The organism is Singulisphaera rosea, from assembly GCF_054877945.1.
Map to the genome: position 1 here is coordinate 177,340 of NZ_JBTYIP020000005.1, position 20,243 is coordinate 197,582.

The 20,243-nt window shown below is 64.7% G+C and carries 15 protein-coding genes and 1 pseudogene; 9 read left to right on the forward strand and 7 right to left on the reverse strand.

What is annotated here, in order from left to right; all coding sequences use genetic code 11:
• Window positions 1-13 precede the first annotated feature (13 nt).
• Both ACYOEI_RS11765 and ACYOEI_RS11770 read left to right on the forward strand, forming a co-directional pair.
• Window positions 14-589, forward strand: a pseudogene (locus ACYOEI_RS11765) (RNA polymerase sigma factor); the annotation flags it as partial.
• Between the two features lie 210 nt (window positions 590-799).
• Complete coding sequence (locus ACYOEI_RS11770; RefSeq protein WP_462849920.1) at window positions 800-1,279, forward strand: hypothetical protein; 480 nt, start codon at window positions 800-802, stop codon at window positions 1,277-1,279.
• 88 nt (window positions 1,280-1,367) lie between these two features.
• Here the strand turns inward: ACYOEI_RS11770 and ACYOEI_RS11775 are convergent, their stop codons facing one another.
• Window positions 1,368-1,988 carry a PSP1 C-terminal domain-containing protein gene (locus ACYOEI_RS11775; protein ID WP_462849706.1) on the reverse strand — a complete coding sequence of 207 codons (621 nt, stop codon included), beginning with the start codon at window positions 1,986-1,988 and terminating at the stop codon, window positions 1,368-1,370.
• A gap of 347 nt (window positions 1,989-2,335) precedes the next feature.
• On the opposite strand from ACYOEI_RS11775, the gene ACYOEI_RS11780 reads away from it, so the two are divergent.
• On the forward strand, window positions 2,336-4,501 hold the full coding sequence (locus ACYOEI_RS11780) for a heavy metal translocating P-type ATPase (protein WP_462849707.1): 2,166 nt from the start codon (window positions 2,336-2,338) through the stop codon (window positions 4,499-4,501).
• A gap of 220 nt (window positions 4,502-4,721) precedes the next feature.
• Complete coding sequence (locus ACYOEI_RS11785) at window positions 4,722-5,384, forward strand: hypothetical protein (RefSeq protein ID WP_462849708.1); 663 nt, start codon at window positions 4,722-4,724, stop codon at window positions 5,382-5,384.
• Window positions 5,385-5,448: 64 nt separating this feature from the next.
• On the opposite strand, the gene ACYOEI_RS11790 is transcribed toward ACYOEI_RS11785, so the two are convergent.
• Window positions 5,449-6,642 (reverse strand): aldose 1-epimerase family protein, encoded by a 1,194-nt coding sequence (locus tag ACYOEI_RS11790; protein ID WP_462849709.1) that lies wholly within the window; start codon window positions 6,640-6,642, stop codon window positions 5,449-5,451.
• 255 nt (window positions 6,643-6,897) lie between these two features.
• Between ACYOEI_RS11790 and ACYOEI_RS11795 the strand changes: the two genes are divergently transcribed.
• Window positions 6,898-8,160 (forward strand): PQQ-dependent sugar dehydrogenase, encoded by a 1,263-nt coding sequence (locus ACYOEI_RS11795; protein ID WP_462849711.1) that lies wholly within the window; start codon window positions 6,898-6,900, stop codon window positions 8,158-8,160.
• A gap of 113 nt (window positions 8,161-8,273) precedes the next feature.
• Here ACYOEI_RS11795 and ACYOEI_RS11800 read toward each other — a convergent pair whose 3' ends face one another.
• The 4 genes from ACYOEI_RS11800 to ACYOEI_RS11815 all read right to left on the reverse strand — a co-directional run bounded on the left by ACYOEI_RS11800 (window position 8,274) and on the right by ACYOEI_RS11815 (window position 11,929).
• A complete protein-coding gene (locus tag ACYOEI_RS11800) occupies window positions 8,274-9,641 on the reverse strand; it encodes a carboxymuconolactone decarboxylase family protein (protein ID WP_462849713.1) in 1,368 nt (455 codons plus the stop codon).
• A 65-nt stretch (window positions 9,642-9,706) separates the two neighbouring features.
• The gene (locus tag ACYOEI_RS11805; RefSeq protein WP_462849715.1) at window positions 9,707-10,099 is read right to left on the reverse strand and encodes a hypothetical protein; all 393 of its coding nucleotides are present in this window, start codon (window positions 10,097-10,099) and stop codon (window positions 9,707-9,709) included.
• An 81-nt stretch (window positions 10,100-10,180) separates the two neighbouring features.
• Window positions 10,181-11,176 carry a DUF1559 family PulG-like putative transporter gene (locus ACYOEI_RS11810; protein ID WP_462849717.1) on the reverse strand — a complete coding sequence of 332 codons (996 nt, stop codon included), beginning with the start codon at window positions 11,174-11,176 and terminating at the stop codon, window positions 10,181-10,183.
• A gap of 378 nt (window positions 11,177-11,554) precedes the next feature.
• Window positions 11,555-11,929: a hypothetical protein gene (locus ACYOEI_RS11815; protein ID WP_462849718.1), complete on the reverse strand. Its 375-nt coding sequence runs from the start codon at window positions 11,927-11,929 to the stop codon at window positions 11,555-11,557.
• 424 nt (window positions 11,930-12,353) lie between these two features.
• On the opposite strand from ACYOEI_RS11815, the gene ACYOEI_RS11820 reads away from it, so the two are divergent.
• Window positions 12,354-13,559 carry a HEAT repeat domain-containing protein gene (locus ACYOEI_RS11820; protein WP_462849720.1) on the forward strand — a complete coding sequence of 402 codons (1,206 nt, stop codon included), beginning with the start codon at window positions 12,354-12,356 and terminating at the stop codon, window positions 13,557-13,559.
• Between the two features lie 849 nt (window positions 13,560-14,408).
• Here ACYOEI_RS11820 and ACYOEI_RS11825 read toward each other — a convergent pair.
• On the reverse strand, window positions 14,409-14,519 hold the full coding sequence (locus tag ACYOEI_RS11825) for a ComEA family DNA-binding protein (RefSeq protein WP_462849919.1): 111 nt from the start codon (window positions 14,517-14,519) through the stop codon (window positions 14,409-14,411).
• 673 nt (window positions 14,520-15,192) lie between these two features.
• Between ACYOEI_RS11825 and ACYOEI_RS11830 the strand changes: the two genes are divergently transcribed.
• From ACYOEI_RS11830 to ACYOEI_RS11840, 3 genes are all read left to right on the forward strand, one after another.
• Window positions 15,193-16,758: a UxaA family hydrolase gene (locus tag ACYOEI_RS11830; protein ID WP_462849722.1), complete on the forward strand. Its 1,566-nt coding sequence runs from the start codon at window positions 15,193-15,195 to the stop codon at window positions 16,756-16,758.
• Window positions 16,734-18,887, forward strand: coding sequence for a glycosyltransferase family 39 protein (locus ACYOEI_RS11835; RefSeq protein WP_462849724.1), 2,154 nt, complete (start codon window positions 16,734-16,736; stop codon window positions 18,885-18,887). Before ACYOEI_RS11830 ends, ACYOEI_RS11835 begins: the two co-directional genes overlap by 25 nt.
• A gap of 151 nt (window positions 18,888-19,038) precedes the next feature.
• A complete protein-coding gene (locus tag ACYOEI_RS11840; protein WP_462849726.1) occupies window positions 19,039-20,115 on the forward strand; it encodes an NAD-dependent epimerase/dehydratase family protein in 1,077 nt (358 codons plus the stop codon).
• The last annotated feature ends 128 nt before the right edge of the window (window positions 20,116-20,243 follow it).

Below are 20,243 nucleotides of genomic sequence, written 5' to 3' on the forward strand. Positions count from 1 at the left end.
TTCCTGACCCATGATGCACGATCGAAGGGAGACCCCGACGCGATACCTGCGAACTCTCTTCGGCGTGGGAAGGGTCGCGGCCCGGTCGGACGGCGAGCTCTTGGAGCATTTCCGGTCCGATGCTGGCGACGCCTCGGAGTTGGCGTTCAACTCCCTGGTCGAGCGGCATGGGCCGATGGTCTTGAACACCTGTCGGAGGGTCCTTCGCGACTCTCACGAGGCGGAGGACGCGTTCCAGGCCACCTTCCTCATCCTTGTCTTCAAGAAGAGGTCCGTTTGGATCGAGGATTCGCTGGGGCCCTGGCTCCATCGCGTTGCCTATCGCGTGGCCACCCACGCGAAGATCGCTGCCGATCGAAGGCGCAAAGGCCAGACGGGCACGATCGAGATTCCCGTGGAATCAGACGACATCGAGGCTCGCGCCGAGCTCGAGGCGATCTTGCACGAGGAGATCGATCGTCTACCGGATCGATACCGGCGTCCGGTCGTGCTTTGCGACCTCGAAGGGTTCTCTTACGACGAGGCGGCGCGTCTTCTTGCGCGCCCCATTGGGACGGTCAAGAGCCGCCTGAATCGAGCCCGGGAGCGACTTCGGATTCGCCTGACCCGTCGAGGAATCACCCCGACGTTCGCCGTCACGGGCTCGTTGGCCTCTTCCGAGATCGTTTCGGCGGCAATCCCGGTGGCGGTGCGGTCGTCCCTCGTTCGGGCCGCGAGCCGTCTCGCGACCGGACGAACCATGACGGCGGGGATTACCTCGCCGTCGGTCCTCAACCTAGTCAAGGGAACGGTGAGAACGATGAGCCATTCGAAGGTTTTGGGCGCGGGCGGACTCTTGCTGGCGGTGGGGATGGTCACCGTCGGATTCGGCCAACTTCCCAAGCGAGAGGCCAACCAACCAGGGGACACCGCACAGGAAACGAGTGCCGCGACGGATGGCAAACCCGTCGAAGCCCCTCGAGTCCCCAAGGGGGAGACTCCCGAGCTGGCCGCCGAAGAGCGGCAGAGAATCGCCGATTCTCGCGCGAAGGCGGAGATCGAAGAATTGGAATATGAGGCCGACAAGGAGACCCTTCGCTCGCTCCTGAAGGAAAAGGGACATTTGATGCTGAAAAGCCATGCGAATCAACTCACTAAAGAAGAAGCCATTCAATATAAAAGAATGAAAACAATTGCGGATTTCTTTGGTCGCGAATTGTGGGAAAAAGGAAGGCACGTTCATTTGTCAAAATTAGAACGGCTTGAGGAGGGGAATCGAAGGGCGCCTCGAGCTCGCTGAGGAAACCGATCGGCGACGATCCGTCGTGGCCGAGGGTCGGGTTTCCACGGGCCTGAGGCCGCGACGGACGATCGGGGAGGAGGGGCTTTCAACCGGGAATCGCCGTGCTGCGGCCCGAGACCAATTTCTTGACGCTGCAGGAGCCGCAGCCGCCGTGGGAGGAACCGCAACCTCCGCCTGAGCCGCAGCCCCCCTGGCCGCAACCATGCTCGGCCTCGGGGGTTTCGTCCGTCTCGTCTTCGGGCTCCGGGGCGTCGCGGCCGACCGGTTCGAGCATCACGTCGAGGTTGCAGGTCGAGCGGAACGCGGCGAGGAGGCCGGCGACGTCGAGCCGGTGCGGGCCGAGGTAATGGAGGACGGTGCGGCGGTCGTCGAGCAGGGGTTCGACGTCGACAAGCTCGAGCGGCCAGGTGCCGTCCTCGAAGACGCGTCGGCAGGCGTCGAAGCGTCCGGAGCGATCGGCATCAGCCCGCTGCGCGCGTTCGAAGTCCTCATCGTCGGCGAGGTGGAGGATCTGGGCCGAGACCGGGGACGCCGACGTCGGGTCGGTCGGCGAGGGGGCGGGGCTTGAGACGAGGACTTCGCCGAGCTCGGTCCCCCGATGGGAACGGATGACCACAGTCTGACCGCGTTGGTAATCGGAGGACTCCGACGAGAACCGGCCGACTCGGCCCATCAGGCCGTAGCGGATCACGTACCAAAAGGGCATACAGGCCTCGTTGCTCGACACGGGGGGATCCGATCGTGATCCAAGGTAACAGGTGCACTTGAACCGTGGCAAGTCGACCAAAACGGGACGACCTCGCGTTTTCGCAAACCGCGACTCTTCTCTATAATGCGTCGAATGAGGACCGAATGGATTGCGCCCTCTGGGGCGTCGTCCGTTCGGTGATCCTCGGGCGTCGTCTCAAGGACTAGATCGGGGCGGCGACGTACCTCCGGAGGAGGCGACCGAGCGACCGGAATGGCCGCAGCGGTCGGAATAGGAATACCGCGAGAGCTCGGGCCGAAGACGCCTGCGGCTCGTCCTTCCCGTGGCCGAGAGGATGGGCCAAGATGCGTCGGGCTCGTTGTACGCTCAAAGTCCAAGGACTCGACTGCCCTGTCGAGATGGAAGCGCTTCGCGCCGCGCTCGAGGCCTACCAGGGGGTCGTTTCGCTCGGCTTCGACCTGATCCACGGCACGATGACCGTGGACTATGACGTCGACACCACCGCGCCGGAACGGCTTGTCGGCCGCATCTCCGAGCACGCCAAGATGCGAGCGTCCGTCGTCGGCGAGGCGGACGTCCAGGACGATTGGTGGCCGCGATACGGCCGTTGGCTCACGACGGGGGCCTCGGGGATCGCGCTTCTCTTGGGCGTCCTGATCGACTCCTTGGGTGGTCGAGTCGAAATCGCCCGAGTCTTGTACCTGCTCGCGATCGGTTTGGGAGGGACGGAGCTCTTCCCGAAGGCGTTTCGGAGCCTGACCGGGCTCAAGCTCGATATCCACGTGCTGATGTCGGCGGCGGTCGCGGGGGCTTTGGCGCTCGGGCAGTGGGATGAGGCGGCGACGGTGGCGTTCCTGTTCAGCCTCTCGGAAGCGATCGAGGCCCTGAGCCTCGACAGGGCCCGGCGTGCCGTGCGGAGGCTGATGGAGATCGCCCCTGAGACGGCCGAGCTCGTCGGTCCCGACGAGAAGGTCCAGGTGATCCCTGCCAGCGAGGTGAAGGCCGGCGACCGCGTCCGAATCCGCCCGGGGGCGCGGATCCCGATCGACGCGACGGTGGTTACCGGACGGTCGAGCGTCGACCAGAAGGCGATCACGGGCGAGTCGGTCCCCGTTTCGCGAGGGGTGGACGACCCCGTGTTCGCCGGGACCGTGAATGGCGAAGGGGCGCTCGAGGTGCGGGCCTCGGGGACGCTCGGCGACGCCCTCATCTCGAGGATCATCGCCCAGGTCCGCGAGGCTCAGGCGGTCCGCGCGCCGGTCGAGCGTCGGATCGGGCGATTTGCCGCAACGTATACGCCGGCCGTGATGGTGGTGGCACTCGCCATCATGCTCGTCCCGCCACTGTTTCAACTCGCTTCGGGCAGTTCGGTCGGGGCCGAGGTCTGGCGGACCTGGTTCGCCCGAGGACTCGTCTCGCTCGTGATCTCCTGTCCTTGTGCGTTGGTGATCTCGACGCCGGTCGCGGTCGTCAGCGGGCTTGCGTCGGCCGCGAGGCGCGGGATCCTCGTCAAAGGGGGGGCGTACCTCGAGGAATTCGGTCGACTCCGAGCCCTGGCTTTCGACAAGACGGGGACGTTGACCCGCGGCGAGCCCGACGTGGTCGAGGTCGTCTCGGCCGACGGCCAGGACGACGAGGACGTCTTGCGGATTGCCGCCGCGTTGGGTGACCGCGGTGAGCATGTGCTCGGCCGGGCGATTGCCAGGCATGCCCGAGGTCTGAGCCTCAGCGTCCCGGTTGCGGACGACTACGTGGCCCAGCCGGGCCTGGGGGCCTCGGGTCGGATCGAATCGGTCGAGTACCATATCGGGAGTCATCGCTACATCGACGAGGCGGGGCTTTGCCCCCCGGATTTCCACGCGAGGCTCGGCCACGCCGAGCGCGATGCGGGGACGTCCGTGGCCCTGAGCGCGCGCTCGGGTCCCCTCGGGTGGATCCGGCTCGCCGATCGGGCCCGTCCCGAGGCGGCGCGGGTCCTGGCGGAGCTGAAGGAGCTGGACGTCCAGGTAGTCATGCTCACGGGCGATAACTCGCCCACCGCCGCGGAGATGGCGCGGGAACTCGGGATCGACGAGCATCGGGCGGGGCTACTCCCCGCGGACAAGGTCTCGGCCCTCGCCGACATCGACGCTCGGCATGGGCCGACCGGGATGGTCGGCGACGGCGTCAACGACGCCCCGGCACTCGCGAATGCCCGCGTCAGCGTCGCGCTCGGGGGAATCTCGAGCGGTGCCGCCCTGGAGACCGCCGACATCGTCCTGATGGCCGACGACCTCGAGGGAATCCCCTGGCTGGTCCGACACAGCCGCAAAACGCTCGCTCGGATCCGCCAGAACATCGCCCTGGCCCTGGCCACCAAAGGGCTGGTCCTCATCCTCGCCACACTCGGCTACGCGAGCCTCGGCCTGGCGATCGCGGCCGATCTTGGCACCAGTCTCCTGGTCACCGCGAACGCCCTCCGCCTTCTTCATTCGCCCGGGGCCGAGCATGCCGCACGCCCTCGCCCCTGACCGAGGTCGTCCTGCCTTCGGGCTCGGTCATGTCCTCATGTCGTCTTCAAGAATCGTTCAACGTTGATGGCCCACTCGATCGAAACCCTGAGTGGTTGAACCAATCTGCGTTTCATTCATGCCTGGTGGGATGGTAAAGTGTGCCCTTGGACGAATCCCCGGCCTCGGATGGTCCGGCTAGGGACCGATTCGCACGCTCGGTTGTCTCGGTTCAAGGTGCATGATGGAAACGCAAATCTGGTGCAAAACCCAGGAGAAATGGGCCAATATCCTCATCCTGCGAGGAAACGAGGTCAGCAGCCTGAAGGTGTCGGGGATGTCGATAACGCTGAAGGGGAAGGTGCAAGGGGTCCTCGACGCCTTGGGGCAAGGGCAAGACCCGGCGGAGGTGAAGGCGAAGCTGCAGCAGACGCTCGACGTCCGCGCGATCGGGAAGGCCGTCGTCAGTCCGGGGAACAGTTCGCTGACCTTGCATGGAGAGGGCGAGGGGGCGCCGAAGGTCGAGTTCGCCCCGGCGGAGGACAATGCCGATGAAATCCTCCGGACGATCCTGGCCCGGTCCGGCCGGACTTACCAACCCGCCCAGGAAGAAATCGGCGTGGTCGAGGCCTTGATCCCGCCCGCCCTGCTCGGGGTCGTTGGCGGGATTATTTGGGGATTGATCTACCACACGGCCGGCGAGCTTGCGTCCGGGGTGGACGTCGAAGTCAACGGCGTCCGGCGCAGAGGGCTCCAGCGGATCCTGATCACGATCGCCGGGATCCTGGGGACGAATGGCTCGATTGCCGTCGGCGTGCTGCTGCTGTTGCTCGTCGTCGGGTGGGCGGCGAAGCGAGTCGTCCACCGGCCTGAGCGGACCGTCTGGCTGCCCGAGAATGCCTGACGAGTGGAGTATCGAAGAGCCGATCCGGCCGTCCCGTTCGGGGACGGCCGGGAGTGTTGGGGTTTCAATCCACGTGTGAATACGGCTGCGTCGGTGCCCGGTGGACGACCGGTGCGGCTTGCGCTTGGATGGCGCGGATCTCGGCTTCGATGCCGGCGACGGCCGATACTGAGCTGACGACTTCGAGCGTCGTCTCGGTGAGGTAGCGACCTTCCGGGGCAAGGGCGACGACGCGGCCTTTCGACGCCTCGAACGGCTTGGGGTTGGGGTAGTTGGTGGCGGGTTCGAGCCCGGTCACATACCCCTCTTTGCGCCCGCCGGTGTTCTTCCAGAGGGTGAACGCGGGGAGTTGGCTCTTCGCATAGCGGAGGACTACTCCCTTGTCGCCGGCCTGGTTGCGGAGCATGGCGAGGGTCCGGTCGTCCTTGCCGGCGTGGAGCTCGGCGAAATACGCCTGTTCGGCGAATCCGGGCTCGGGGCGGGCGTAGTGTTCGAAGTGGTCGATGCCTTCCTGGGCTCGGGCATCGCGAGGGGCGACCACCTTGATCGGCGCGACGAATCGCGACCCTTCGTTTAGATACGGTGACCCGAAGTTCCAGTGGTAGAGGATCTGCATCTCTCCGGGAGAGTCTTTCAGGTTCACGAATTCGTCGTGGATCTTGACCGTATTCGACCCCGGAGTCGTCGTGATCTTCGTGACCAGCCGGATTTGGGGGCCGAAAAGCCTCGCCTCTTCGACATGCCCCTCGATGGTGATCTCGTAGGGAGGATCGTGGGCGATGTGGACGGCCACGAACGACGCGGGGAGATAATCGATCTTGCCATGCAGGCCGTGGAGTGTGTGACGCTCGGAGCCATCCGGGTCCACGGACTTCGTGCCGTACGGAGCGCCGTTATTCTCGAGGCCGCAACGGGCCAGCAACCCGTCGAAGCCTTCGAGCCAACCCAGGCCGCCCGAATTCATGAGGTTCACGAAGTGGGGGTGGACAGGTCCGTCTTTGACGGGCGAATCCCAGCCGATCGGGTCGCCTTGGTACCAGGCTTTCCAGATCCCCATCCCTCGGGTCGGGACGATCGTGAAAGAGAGTGCGCCGTTGTTGACGTGGATCAGGTCGACCCCTTGCCGCCGCCCGCCGCGCAACGTCCGCTTGATCACGGTCCAGTCCGGCTCCGGCGGCATATCGAAGTCGAAGGCACTAAGATCAAAGCTATCAATCCAGACGTCGTGCGTGAGGTCGGTAAGCGGATAGGTAGCCATCGAGGCCTCGACTGGTGCGGCGGGGAAAGTTCTGGATTTGAATGGATCGAAAGGCCAGCATAATGGCGCCGGGGCATGGGGTCCAGCAGCATGGAAGGTCGTTCGGAGGTTTGACCTCGGCCTTGCGATCCGGTCTACTGGCTCGGGAGGGGGATTCTCCCGCCCCCGAGGTGCACCGGGTCTCGGGCCACCGCCGGATCGTCGCCGGCCGCGATGCTCGAGACTCGTCCGACGACTCCTTCGGAAAGGACTGGTATGCCCGCCCCCGCCCCGCGACCTCTCCGGTCGAGTGCCTCCTTCGGCTTCGCCCTGGCCCTGGCACTCGGAGTGGTGTTTGCGCCCCGAGTCGAGGCGCAGCAGTCGCAGACCCTCCCCGCCCTGACCACCGAAGTCGCGTTCCCGAATCTCAAGTTCGAACGCCCAGTCGCCCTCGCCTATCCCAATGACGGCAGCGGCCTGCTCTTCGTCGTCGAGCAGCAGACGCCCAAGATCTTCTCGTTCCCGAATGACAAGACCACGAGCGACAAGAAAGAGTTCTTGACGCTGCCCGACCCGATCCACCGAGGTAACGAAGAAGGGCTCCTCGGCTTGGCCTTCCACCCCAAGTACAAAGAGAACGGCCAGTTCTTCGTCTACTACTCCGCGAACGACAAGGGCGAACGGCGCTCGGTCGTCTCTCGGTTCCTCGTCTCGAAGGACGACCCCCGCAAGGCCGACCCCAAGAGCGAGACGAGAATCTGGGTCTCGGAGAAGGACCCGTTCGAGAACCACAACGGTGGCTGCATCGAGTTCGGCCCCGACGGATTGCTCTACATCTCGCTCGGCGACAGCGGTGCCGCGGCCGACCCCTTGACGACCGGCCAGAACCCCAAGGACTGGTTCGGCTCGATCCTTCGGATCGACGTCGACCACCCCTCCGACGGCAAGGCCTACGGGATCCCCTCCGACAACCCCGCCAAGCGCTCTCCCAAGTTTGCCCAGTGGGCCCCCGAGGTCTACTGCATCGGGCTGCGGAACGTCTGGAAGTTCACCTTCGATCGCCAGACGGGGGCGCTCTGGGCGGGTGAAGTGGGCCAGAACCTCTATGAGATGGTCCATATCATCGAGAACGGCGGCAATTACGGCTGGAGCATCAAGGAAGCCTTCCACCCCTTCGAGCCCCAACGCCGCCAGCGCATCGAGCGTGCCAGCGGCAAGATCAGCCCGCCGATCGTCGAATACCCCCACGCCCCCACGGCCGCTCGGCCCGACGACGGGAAGAGCATCACCGGCGGTTACGTGTATCGCGGCAAGGCCTTGCCTGAACTCGTGGGCGTCTACGTCTACGGCGACTACGACACGGGCCGGATCTGGGGCCTTCGCGAGAAGGATGGCAAGGCCGTCGCGAACGCCGAGATCATCGACAAGAAGCGTGAGAAGACCCGGCTCAACATCGCGGCCTTCGGTGAGGACGCCGCGGGTGAGCTTTACATCCTTGCCTTCGACGGCAAGATTTACCGGCTCGTCCCGCGACCTTGATCGTCTGGTCTCCGTCGACCAATCGGGCGACAATCCCCAGATGTCATGACGAAAGGCCCGCCCTCCGTCGCGGAGGGCGGGCCTTGTGCGTTGGTCTGATTCGGGAATCACGTTCAAAACTCGAGCGGGAGGCCGGCAGCCTCGGTGAGCCGGTCGAAGAAGGCCGCCTGGGTCACGTGGAAGACGATTTCGGCGACCTCACGGTCGGAGTAATCCTTGCGGAGTCCGGCGATGTCGGTGTCGGTGATGAGGGCCGGGTCGACCGTCAGCTTGCGGGCCAGAGCGATCACGTTGCGCTCGGCCTTGGGGATCGAGTCGCCGGGGTGATCCAGCGCGTCGATCGAGGCGTCGTCGAAGCCGAGTTCCTTGAGTCGCTGCTGTGCGTGCCCGAGGGCATACCAGGCGCGGTCGTTGCGGGCGGCGACGTAAGCGATCTCCGCCTTGAGCTTCGGGCTGAGGCGTCCTTTGGTCTGGCTGTAATAGGCGATGCCCACCCAGTTCTTCCCCCCCTTGGGGAAGTTGGCGAGGAGCTTGACCCAGGCGGGGAGCGGACCCGAGCCAGACCAGTCTTCGGGGAGCACCGCGCGAGCTTGGGCCTCGGTCGCCAGCGGCAATCGGGCTTCACGCTTTCGGCAGGCCGCCAAGGCGGCGTCCACTTCGGCTCGGGATTCGAGCGTCCCGCGATCGGCCGGCTTCGCACAGGTCGGCGCGTTCGGTGAACTGATCACCTGGGGCGCGTTATGGCTTCGGACCGTCTTGAACTTCTCGGGGGTCGCGGTCAGGTACTCGCGATGATCCTCTTGGGGGATCGCCAGGGCCCCGGTCCAGCGGTTCATGGCGTTGAATCCGCCGACCGCGGTGATGATCTCGAGGATCTGAAGATCCTTGTAGTGCTTTCGAAGGTGGTCGACGTCGGCGTTGGTCAGGTGGTTGGGCTCGAAAGTCAGCTTGCGAGTGAACTCGAACGCCGCACGCTCGGCGGGGGTGAATTCGGACCAGTCGCCGTCGAGGGCGGCGATGGTGTCCTCGGTCACGCCGTCGCCAGCGAGTTTGACCTCTTGATGGCCCTGACAGTACATGCAGTTGTTGGCCCGTGAGACGATCCAGAAGAACATCGTCTTGAACGTGTTGCTCAGGGTCATCGCCGGGTCCGGCTCGCGCGTGAAGCCGCCGCCGGTCACTTCCGCCGGCAGGTACAACTTCCGCATCCGGCCATTGTTGATGATGCCGCCCATCGGCCCCCGGTTCTGAGCGGCCCTCGCCTTCTCGGCGGCGGCGATCTCTTCCTGCGTCGGTGGCGGAAGGGGTAGCCTTGGCTGGGATTTCTTCGAACGTTCGAGCTGTTCTTTCAACTCAGGACGGGTCAGCGAGATCGGCGTCGGCTTGTCGGACGGCGATGTCTCGGCGGCGCTCGAAGCGCCTGGGGCGTAGGTTGCCAACAAGAGGCAACCGGCCGCGATCGGGTAGGGCTTCGTTCGCATCGGACGGTTCTCCATACGCTTCATGGATGTGCCTGGATATTGTGATGGTCCGCGTGTCGGCGTGCTCAGCCTTCCTGTCGGAGGACGAGGAGCATGGGATTCGTGCTGATGGTGTAAACGGCCTTCTTGGCGACGCCTCGGCCCTTGGGGCTCTTGAGCTCGAGGGTGACGGGATACGTCATGTCGTAGCCGACGAGCTGGCCTTCCCCAATGGCCTTGTAGCCAACGAGGCGGAAGCCGCTCCGCCAGTCGCCATCGGAGACGTGGATGGGAGGCGTCCGAGTCGCGAGGGCTTCGGGGGTCTCACCCGCCTTCCACGCATCGAGCACCTTCTGGAGGGCCTCCTGGGCCCGCATCGGGTCGGCGGCGGATCCTGCCGCACCTCCGCAACCTGAAAGGTTCGCGATCATGCCCAGGGCGAGCGAGAGGGGCCCGGCGTACCGCAGTCGCATTCTCATGTCTGTCGACTCCTCGGGTCGGGGATGCCGCCGGCGCGGAATCCCCTCCACTTCGGGGGATCGGGTGACGCCGAAAGGCCATTAGAAGCTGTCGGCGCTGATGACCTCGCCGCCGTTGCGAGTGCCCAGCGCGCGCCAGGCCTGGAGATTGACGGTCGACTTGACGAACCGGACCGAGCCGTCCGCCAGCCCGACGTTGACGCCGCCGGGGTGCCGGCTGTTGGCGGTCGTCGAGATCCGCGACGGGGGGAACATGCACGAGAGCGTATTCGGCGCGGAGGAGTGCCAGTAGCTGGTCGTCGAGTGATAGCCGTAAATCCAGGGGGCCCCGACGTTGGAATACCCCTGAAGGGTCAGGTTCTTGACGTCGGTCGCCTGGCAAAACGCCACGGCTTCGTCCGAGGTCGTGGGGTGAGTCCCCGGGGCATACGTGTCGCTGAGTTGGGTGGAGATCGAGTTGCTGAAGTCGCCGAGAAGGTGCTCGCTGAAGGCGGCGGTGTTGCTCGTCCCGTCGGTGATCGTCGCGATCGTGACCAGGTTGTCGCTGTGGAAGATCCCGTTCGGGGCGAGGATCGCCGTGTTGACGCCGGCCGTGTCGTCGGCCCCATACCACATCGCTACACTGGTCCCTTCATTGCCTCGGTAGTTGACGCCACCCCAGCCGTATCCGGGCAGGACCTGACCCGGGGGAATTTGCGTCGGAGTGTCGCTCGGGCAGAGGAACACGCTGAGGCTTGCCGCCGCGCCGGTGACGTTCATGGGGTCATAGCTGCTCACGGAGAAGTTGAGCGTGTCGAAGATATTCTTCTGTTCCATGAAGCCGAGGATCCTCGCGAACTGCGAGAAGGGCCGATAGGTCCCCGCCTGGAGCGTGCGGCCGAGGGGGATGGCGTTGGTCGAGTCGTGGTAATTCTGCAAGCCCAGGCCGAGTTGCTTGAGGTTGTTCACGCACTGGGTGCGGCGAGCGGCCTCGCGGGCCGCCTGGACGGCCGGGAGGAGCAACGCGATGAGGACGGCGATGATCGCGATGACGACCAATAGCTCGATCAGGGTGAAACCGGTACGATTGCGGCGCATCGTTCGATTCTTTCTCATCAAAATGATTTGAGATGTTCAGATCAAGGAAACTATGGACGTGCACAAGGCGATCGCATGGACAGCCCCTCGACCACACCCCGGGAGAGGTTGGGCAAGATCGAGGCGGATCCCGGACGTTGGGCGATGACACTCGGAGCGGCGTCGGCACCGCGTTCGATTGTCGAAGAACGGTATCCAGGCGAGCGAGGTGGTGAGCTGACCCGAACGGGAGGATCCTCGGGCCGGTCACTCGACGTGTCGATGCCTCGACTCGTCAGCAAGCCTGGAAAACCCAGCGGCGTGCGACAGGCTTCGGGGAGACCCAATGGTCCGACCCCACCTCGATGGTTTGCTCGGGCGATCTGGAGAGAAGGGACGTCAGGCGGGGGATCGAGGGGGACGTTCGAGTGCGGACCCGACAGGCGCCGAGTTCAGGAGGGCGAGCTCTGAAAGCTCATCGACCAGGTCGGGAGTGACCGGCCGGAGCACCATCGACGTCTCGCACCACGGTTCGCTCCGCACGGAGGTGACGGGAGCCGGGACGTAGGGGACGCCGGAGTTCTTCGAACACGTAGGCCCCGAGCAGGGCCGGTCGCGAGGAGGAGGATCCGTCTTCGCCCGGCCATCGGTCGCGTCGAGCAACGCGAGGCCAGAAAGCGAATCCATTCCCGGCATCGTGATGCTCGTCAAACCGCGATGGCTGCACCCCGCATTCGCCTGGGCCGGCGCGAACAGGACCAATCCCAAGAGCATGAGGCATGCTCTCGAGATCGACCTCATGATTCGTGCGGGGTCGGCGGAGTTCATGATCAGCCAGATTGAGCCGTAGTAGTTTGCGCTTTGGGAAGGGGATTCTTCCTCAAAATAACTGGCCAAAACCCGGAATGCAAAATGATTTTCTTGATGCTTGCAAATTTATGCCATAACCCCCCCCTGGTTGTAGGCGATCCACATACCGTCGTCGTCACGGATAGCATAGTTGGCCCCAGTCGTCGGAGCGACTTCTCTCCTCGTCAAACGCCGTCGCGACGAGGCAGAACCCACCGCTACCATGGAGGCACCGAGCAACAACTCATGGACACGACAAGCGTCAGAGGTTACACTCGGGCCGCTACGAACGCACCGCTAGCCGAGCTGGGGGTGGGCGATGGGTGCTCCGAGGATCCGCGTCTGGCACATGCTCGTTCTGGTCGCCGTGTGCGCGACGTTTATGGCCGCGTTCCTGTATCGCCGCGGGGTCTACGACCCGACCTACGCCCGCGCCCGCCAGATTCGGTATGCCAACGCCGACGGGAAGATTGCGGCCATCCGAGAAATCATTGACTCCGACGTCCGGGAGCTGACTGGCTCCGGAGCATCAGATTCTGACCTCATCGAGTCATTGCTCACTGCACTCGACGATGCCGACCCGGCTGTGCGTGCGGCGGCGGTGCAGGCGATGGCGGTTGCTATTCAGCGTGACGCCGCGCACCAGAAACCCAATGTGTCGCTCGCGGGGCCTGTCAAGGCGGCGCTCACTGAGGCGCTGCGGGATCCTCATCCGACCGTCCGCCTGCGAGCGGCGAGCGGGCTGGGCTCGACCAGACAACTCAACGCCAGGTCGAAGGAAGGCTTCGCCATCCTCCTGCACGCGGCAAGGACGACAGGCCAGCCAGTTGGCCGATTCCGCTCGGTCGTCGACGCGGACGACCGGGCCGACGCGCTGTGGGTCCTGGGCTTTGCTTACCGCGACGAGCCGGAGGCACTGACCGCAATCCTGGAGGCGATGGACGACCGCGACCCCCAGGTCCGAATCTCGGGCATCATCGCCTTGAACTGTTTCCTCCGCGCCTCGGACGGCAACTGGTATCGTCGCAACCCGGATTTCACGGTCGCTGAGCCCATTGCGGGGGCTTTGCTGGCTTACCTGGAGGACGAAGATGATCGCGTGCGACGCAGGGCCGCCGATGTCCTGATCCAGTTGGGCCAGAAGATGGCTCGCCGGGTTGTGCCGGTGCTGATCCGCGACCTTGACATACGCCACCCCACCCCCGTGTGGAGCGTCCGAACCCTGGGCGAGTTCGGCCTCGAGGCCGACCAGGCGCTGCCCGCCCTCCGCGCCTTGGCCGGAGACAGCTCCCGCGCCGCTGACTTGAGGTTCGCGGCCCGAATGGCCGCTGAGGCGATCGACAAGGAATCCCGCAAGTTCCACAAGGAGACGCTGCCGGACTTGATCGCTAAGCTCGGCGACGAGGACCCCGAAATCCGCGCATCGGTTGCCGAGGCGCTAACGCGGCACGGATCCCGCGCGAAGGCCGCGATCCCCGGGCTGACGCGGGCGCTCGATGATCGCGACCCGAGGGTGCAGCGCGCGGTGTCGACCGCTCTGGGCGTCATCGAGTGACCACAGGAGATTCGTATTCCCACGACTTTGGCCTCGGCACGACCGTCTCGGAGTCGCGTGTCTACTAGAGCGCATGGGTTTCGGGTGCCGCCAGAATGGCGGCGTGAAGGCTGTCCCCGTTTCCGCCGCAGCGGACGGCGACGGCCCGGAAAATGGAGACAGGCACCCGGCCTCGGAGTTGATCCGGGAGCGGCCCAGCCTAACCCGGCCGGGAGCCAGTCCCCGTTTTCCTCCGCCGTGCGCATCGCGTGTTTGAACCGCTCTAGCTCCACCGCCCGGTCATGGAAGCGCTTCGCTGCGTCAGTGGCTCAGGCGGGATTTGGACTCACACATTGCGGGTCAACCGAGGGATGGATGTTGTTTCGCCCCACCTCGAAATGGCGGGGCGTATACGGGAAGTGGCGATGTTTTGCCGGCCAGGAATTCCTCCTGCACGACCCGGTTTGCTCGCCAGAGGACGCCAGGTCGCGAGCCTATTGCGTCGGTGATCTCGGGAAATCAGGAGATTGCCTTTCGCGTGCTCCGAAATCCTCGTTGAGTGTGCTACTCCATCCTCTCTTCTACGTGTTCGGCACGATCCCTCGAGGACTTGGGGAGCCGAGGGAAGTCGGGGCCTTAAAACCTTTAAGCAAAGACATGTGCCGTATCCACACCGCCAACCAGGGAGGACAGCGAGATCGTGATGTTTCGGTCTCGCCGCCTCTGGACATTTAGATAGACTTCTATTCTGGCACTCATTGCTATCTCCGTTTTCTAGGAATCCACTCCGTGGAATCACTTGTTATCTCCATTTGAAATATCTCCCACGATCCAGTCAAATCCTTCACCGCGATACACGATGCCTTGAACCTATTCGGCCTTCGCCAGAGACCGGATCTCTGTCTGACACTTCGGCCCGATCCCTGGTAATGCCTCGAGCTCGGTTAGACTCGCGGTGTTGATGTTGGCCGAGCCCGACATCCCGCCCCTCTGGGGTCGCCGCTGGCCCTTTCCGGCCGGGGGCCCCCAGGTCGCGAGGTGCCGCGCGACGACGCGGCAGGTCCTGCCGTCGCTGCGGACCTCGATGGTCCCGTCCAGGTCCTTACGGAAAATCCGGACGCCCTGGCGGGCCAACTGGGGGGAGCGTCTCTAGGGGCTGGGGTGCCCGTAGTCGTTCGTCCGCCCTCTCTGACCACGGTGCGGCGAGGGGCCGTCAGGCGAAGCCAGGCCACGTTAGAGTCCATCCTTCGATCTTCGGGCTCGAGCTAAAGAATAAATCCACAATCCCATCGAACTCGCATTCTTTAATTTAAAAGATGTGATTCTCCGGAGAAATCGCCAAAGGTTAGACGGGGCGATCCCGAGGGATCGGTCTTGGGGGGTACATTCGTCAAGCGGATCGAGTCGTCGAGTGCACGGAGTCTCGAGGAGACGTCGGCCGGTGACCTTTCGTGATGACGCCGAAACTCCTTAGCATGCAATGGTGAGGAGGGGGGCCGGTCTCCGGAGGCGGATGGCCCTCTGGGAGGTGAAGCGTAATGCGACGGTCGGATTGGGGGGCAGTCTTTCTTCCCAAAGTGGAGGGGACGCACTAAACTGAGATCTCCGCGTCAGGGGCACGCACAGGCATCGAAGAAATCGATTAGGGTTCATCATGGCGATGGCGGCCGAGATGCAGCGAGCGATCCTCTTGCGTGGGGATGATAATGTTGCGGTCGCCGCTCGGCCGATTCCGAAGGGGTTCGTCCTGACGGTCGGCCAAGGACCGGTGGAAGTCCGCGAGCCGATCGCGCTCGGGCATAAGGTCGCCCTGACGGAGATCACGCCGGGCGAGCCCGTCCGCAAATACGGGCAGATCATCGGCTTCGCGACGAAGCCGATCCCGCCCGGTGCCTGGGTCCACGAGCACAACGTCCGGGCCGACCTCTTCGAACGCGACTACGCCTATGCCTCCGAAGCACCCCCGACACCTCCTCTGATCACCCCGAGGACCTTCCGAGGCTACCTCCGCCCCGACGGTCGCGTGGGGACCCGGAACTATGTCGCCGTGATCAGCACGGTCAACTGCTCGGCGAGTACCTCGAAGTATATCTCCGAGCGGTTTCGGGGCGACGAGTGGCGGAAGGACTTCCCCAACGTCGACGGCGTCTTCGCGATCACCCATAAGGGCGGATGTGCGATGCCGTTCCAGGGGGGCGACCACACGACGCTGGAGCGGGTCCTGGCCGGTTTCGCCAACCACCCGAACATCGCCGCTTATGTCATCGTGGGCCTCGGATGCGAGGTCAGCTACGCCCAGCACTTGGTCGAGGCGCATGACCTCGTCGCCATGGGCGCCGTCCGGAGCCCGGGGGCGGAGGCCGCTCGGCCGAGGATGCTGAACATCCAGGAACAGGGGGGGATCACCAAGACGGTCGAGGCCGCCGTCGCGGCGGTCCACCAACTCCTCCCCGAGGCCAATGCCTGGGTCCGTTCCGAACAGCCCGCCTCGAAGATCCACCTCTCCATGGAATGCGGCGGCTCCGACGGGAACTCGGGGGTGACGGCGAATCCGGCGCTCGGGGTCGCGGCCGACCTGCTCGTCGCGCACGGGGGGACCGCGGTGCTCGGCGAGACGACCGAAATCTACGGCGCCGAACACCTCCTCACCCGGAGGGCCGTGCGTCGGGAGGTGGGCGAGAAACTCGTCGATCGGATCAAGTGGTGGGAGTGGTACGCCGGAGTGTTCGGCGCCGAGATCAACAACAACCCGTCGCCGGGCAACAAGCAGGGCGGACTGACGACCATCTATGAAAAGTCGCTCGGGGCGCTCGCCAAGGCGGGCTCGAGCCCGCTCGTCGACGTCGTCGGCTATGCCGAGCGAGTCGACATCCCCGGCCTGGTCTTCATGGACACGCCCGGCTACGACCCCGCGTGTACCACGGGCCTCATCGCGGGTGGGTCGAACGTCCTGGTCTTCACCACCGGTCGGGGGAGCGTGCTGGGTCTGAAGCCCACCCCGTGCATCAAGGTCGCCACGAATACCCCGATGTTCGACCGCATGGTCGACGACATGGACTTGAACGCGGGCACGATCCTCGAGGGCGAATCGGTCGAGAGCGTCGGTCGGCGGATGTTCGACCTGATCCTGGATGTGGCCGGGGGCCAGAGCACCAAGAGCGAGAAGCAGGGCGTCGGTGAGGAGGAGTTCGCCCCATGGCTGATCGGGCCGATGCTGTGAGGTTGGAGTCGAGGACGAGGTCGGGCCCCCTCCTCTACACCTTAATCGGCCTCCTGGCCATTCTTGAGACCGCCTGGTTCGGGTGGTACCTGTTCGAGCCCCTCCCCAACGTCCCGCCTAGCGAGACCGGTGCGAGGGTCCGGCGCTGGATCTTCGCCGCGCGTTTTCTTCCCGAGGTCGTCCCGGGGGTGAGCTTTGGGCAGTCGTATCTCGGCTTGGCTCTCAGGGATCTGTCCCACCTCGAATATCTGCCGCAGCGGCTGCCGATCGTCGTCGTCGCCGGCTACATCGGCGCGGCGGCGGTGGCCCTGGGGTGTCTCACCCTCCGCGTTTTAGGGCTCCGAAGGTCGCTACGTCGGGTCGAGATCGTCCCGCTGGCATACGGTTTGGGGACGACCGGTCTCGGAGTCGGGACCTTGATCGCCGGACGCCTCGGAGCGCTCTCGCCGTGGCCGATTCGGGTCGGACTGGGGGCGCTCATCCTCGCGGAAGTCGCTCTCCGGTTTCGGGGAGGCGATCGTCAGGTTTCCGGTCAGAGTCCGGGCTCGAAGGCGAACGTCGGCCGCCTCAACTTCTCGTCGCGACTTCCCTACCTGGGCCTGATCCTCATCCTCGGGCCTTTCCTCGTGCTCATGGCCCTCGGGGCGATGCTGCCCACGATCGATTTCGACGCCATCGAGTACCACCTGCAAGGGCCCAAGGAGTATTTCCAGGCCGGTCGCATCTCGTTCCTTCCGCATAACGTCTACACGAGCATGCCCTTCAGCATCGAGATGCTCCACTTGCTGGGCATGGAAGTCTTCGACGACTGGTGGAGCGGCGCCCTGGTCGGTCAGTTGCTCATCGCCTCGTTCGCGGCGGCAGGTGCGGCCATGGTCGCGTTGACGGCCAGGGTTTGGGCCTCGCCGAGAGCGGGTTGGGTCGCCGCCGTCGTCTATCTGACAACCCCCTGGATCTATCGCCTCGGCGTCCTCCCTTATGTCGAGGGACCGCTTTGCTACTACCACGCGGCCCTCGTTTGGGCCGCGGCCCGCGCCTGGCCGGAGGAGGCCGACCCGCGGGCACGAATCCGCTCCTGGGCCCTCGTCGGGCTCCTCGCCGGTGGGGCGATGGCCTGCAAATACCCTGCGTTGATTTCCGCGGTCATCCCCTTCGGCGCGTTTGCTCTGGCCGCGTCGATCCGGGGACGGTCACCGTCGAGTATCCTCGCCTTCGTGGCAGGCTGGGCCGTGGTCATGACCCCCTGGCTCGCCAAGAACGTTGTCGATACGGGCAACCCCGTCTATCCGCTCGCCTTCCGCATTTTCGGCGGCAGCCATTGGGACGCGGAACTGGATGCGAAATGGACCCGGGGACACGGCCCCAAGCCGATCACTCTCCGGGCCCTCGGCGCGTCGCTCGTCGATGTCGCCGGCCGTTCCGACTGGCAGTCGGCCCTTTATGTGGCCCTCGCTCCCCTCTCGCTCCTGCAACGGGCGACACGCCGCCAAGTGTTGGTGGTCTGGGGGCTGGTGGCATACCTCTTCGCGACGTGGTGGCTCCTGACTCACCGGCTCGATCGCTTCTGGCTCCCGATGCTCGCGCCGATGGCCGTCCTGGCCGGCCTGGGAGCCGACTGGGTCCGGGACCGAGGGTGGTCGGCGATCCTCCTCGGGATGATCGGCCTCTCGACGATGACGAACCTCGCGTATGTCTCCACCGCATTGACCGGGCTCAACGAGTGGACCGCGTCACTCGAGGATCTCCGGACGCGCGTCCCCGAGATGCTCAACCCCCCACTCGCCTCGCTCGAGTCTCACGTTCCGCCCCATTCCAAGATCCTGCTCGTGGGCCAGGCTGCCGTCTTCCACGTGCGGTTCCCGCTCGTCTATAACACGGTCTTCAACCACGAGACATTCCAGACGTTGACCGAAGGGGCCTCCCCCGAAGACGTTCGCAAGTCGTTTCGGGACCTGGGCATCACCCACGTCTATGTCGACTGGTTCGAGATCGAACGATACCGCTCTCCCGGAAACTACGGCTTCACCCCGTACGTCACCCCTCGCGAATTCACTCGTCTCATCGATGGGGGAGTGCTCGACGCACCGGTGGCCCTGGGAAAGAGGCAGGATTTGTATCGCGTGCGATAGGAGCTTCGGATTTTTTAGCCACGGATGAAACACAGATAAATCTGTTGTCAAATTTAAAATTTCTGAATTGTTTCGAAAATTAAATATTTCGATTTTATTATCTGTATTCAATCCGTGGCCAAAAAATGGACTGAATTGCCGAGGAGACCGCATGGACGCATTGACGATCGTGACGGGTGGCGCCGGGTTTATCGGCAGCCATTTGGTCGAGCGACTTGTGGCCGATGGGGGTCGGGTGCGGGTGGTCGAGCGGCCTGGGGCGGATGTCTCGCATCTGCCTGCGGGGGTGGAGGTTGTTCGGGCCGACATTCGCGACCGGGCGGCCGTGGGAGGGGCGTTGAAGGGTGGGGTGTGGGTATATCACCTCGCCGCGAATCCGAATCTCTGGGTCCGGGACCGTGCGGAATTCGACGCGGTGAACTATCGAGGAACAATCCACGTCCTCGACGCGGCGCTCGCCGCCGGTGCGGAGCGGGTGCTGCACACGAGCACCGAGAGCATCCTGACGTGTGCCAGGGCGACGGGCCCTATCGCCGAGGATGTGGTCGTCGACCTCTCGGATGCGGTAGGTCCGTACTGCCGCTCGAAGCTCCGGGCCGAGAACGAAGCGATGGATCGGGCTCGGGCTGGGCTCCCCATCGTGGTCGGGAACCCGACGATGCCGGTCGGCCCCGGTGATCGAGGGCTCTCGCCTCCCACTCGGCTGATCCGTGACTTCTGCCTGGGGAAACTTCCCGCTTTGATGGACTGCACTCTCAATTTGATCGACGTCCGCGACGTGGCCGAGGGCCTTGTCCGCACGATGGAACGCGGCGAACCGGGCCGTCGTTACCTGCTCGGCGGCGAGAACTTGACCTTGGCGGGCCTCCTGGGGGTCCTCTCCGAGTCGACCGGGGTTCCAGTCCCACGTTGGCGAGTTCCCTACGCGTTGGGCCTGGCGGTCGCGCATTTCAGCGAATTCTGGGCCGACCACGTCTCGGGCGTGGCCCCGAAGGCCACCGTCACGGGAGTCCGTCTGACCCAGCGGACCATGCATTTCGACCCCTCGAGGAGCCTCGAGGCCCTTGGCCTCTCACCTCGGCCCGTCCGGGAGTCGCTCGAGGACGCCGTGACCTGGCTTCGGCAGGTCGGGCAGGTCGGAGCGCGTCGAGGCCCGCGTAACTCGAATCGAGACCGTCCTACGGGATCCCTGACGAATTCGAGCGGGAGCCCCTCGCAGACGGCCTAACTCGAGAAACCATCGCGGTGACACGTCTCGCCGGATCGCTCGTACCTTGACAGGGTTTGGTAGTGCGTGGAGGTGGACGACGATGGAGAGCGCGGCCCGGGAATTGCAGAAATATGGGCAGACCGGCC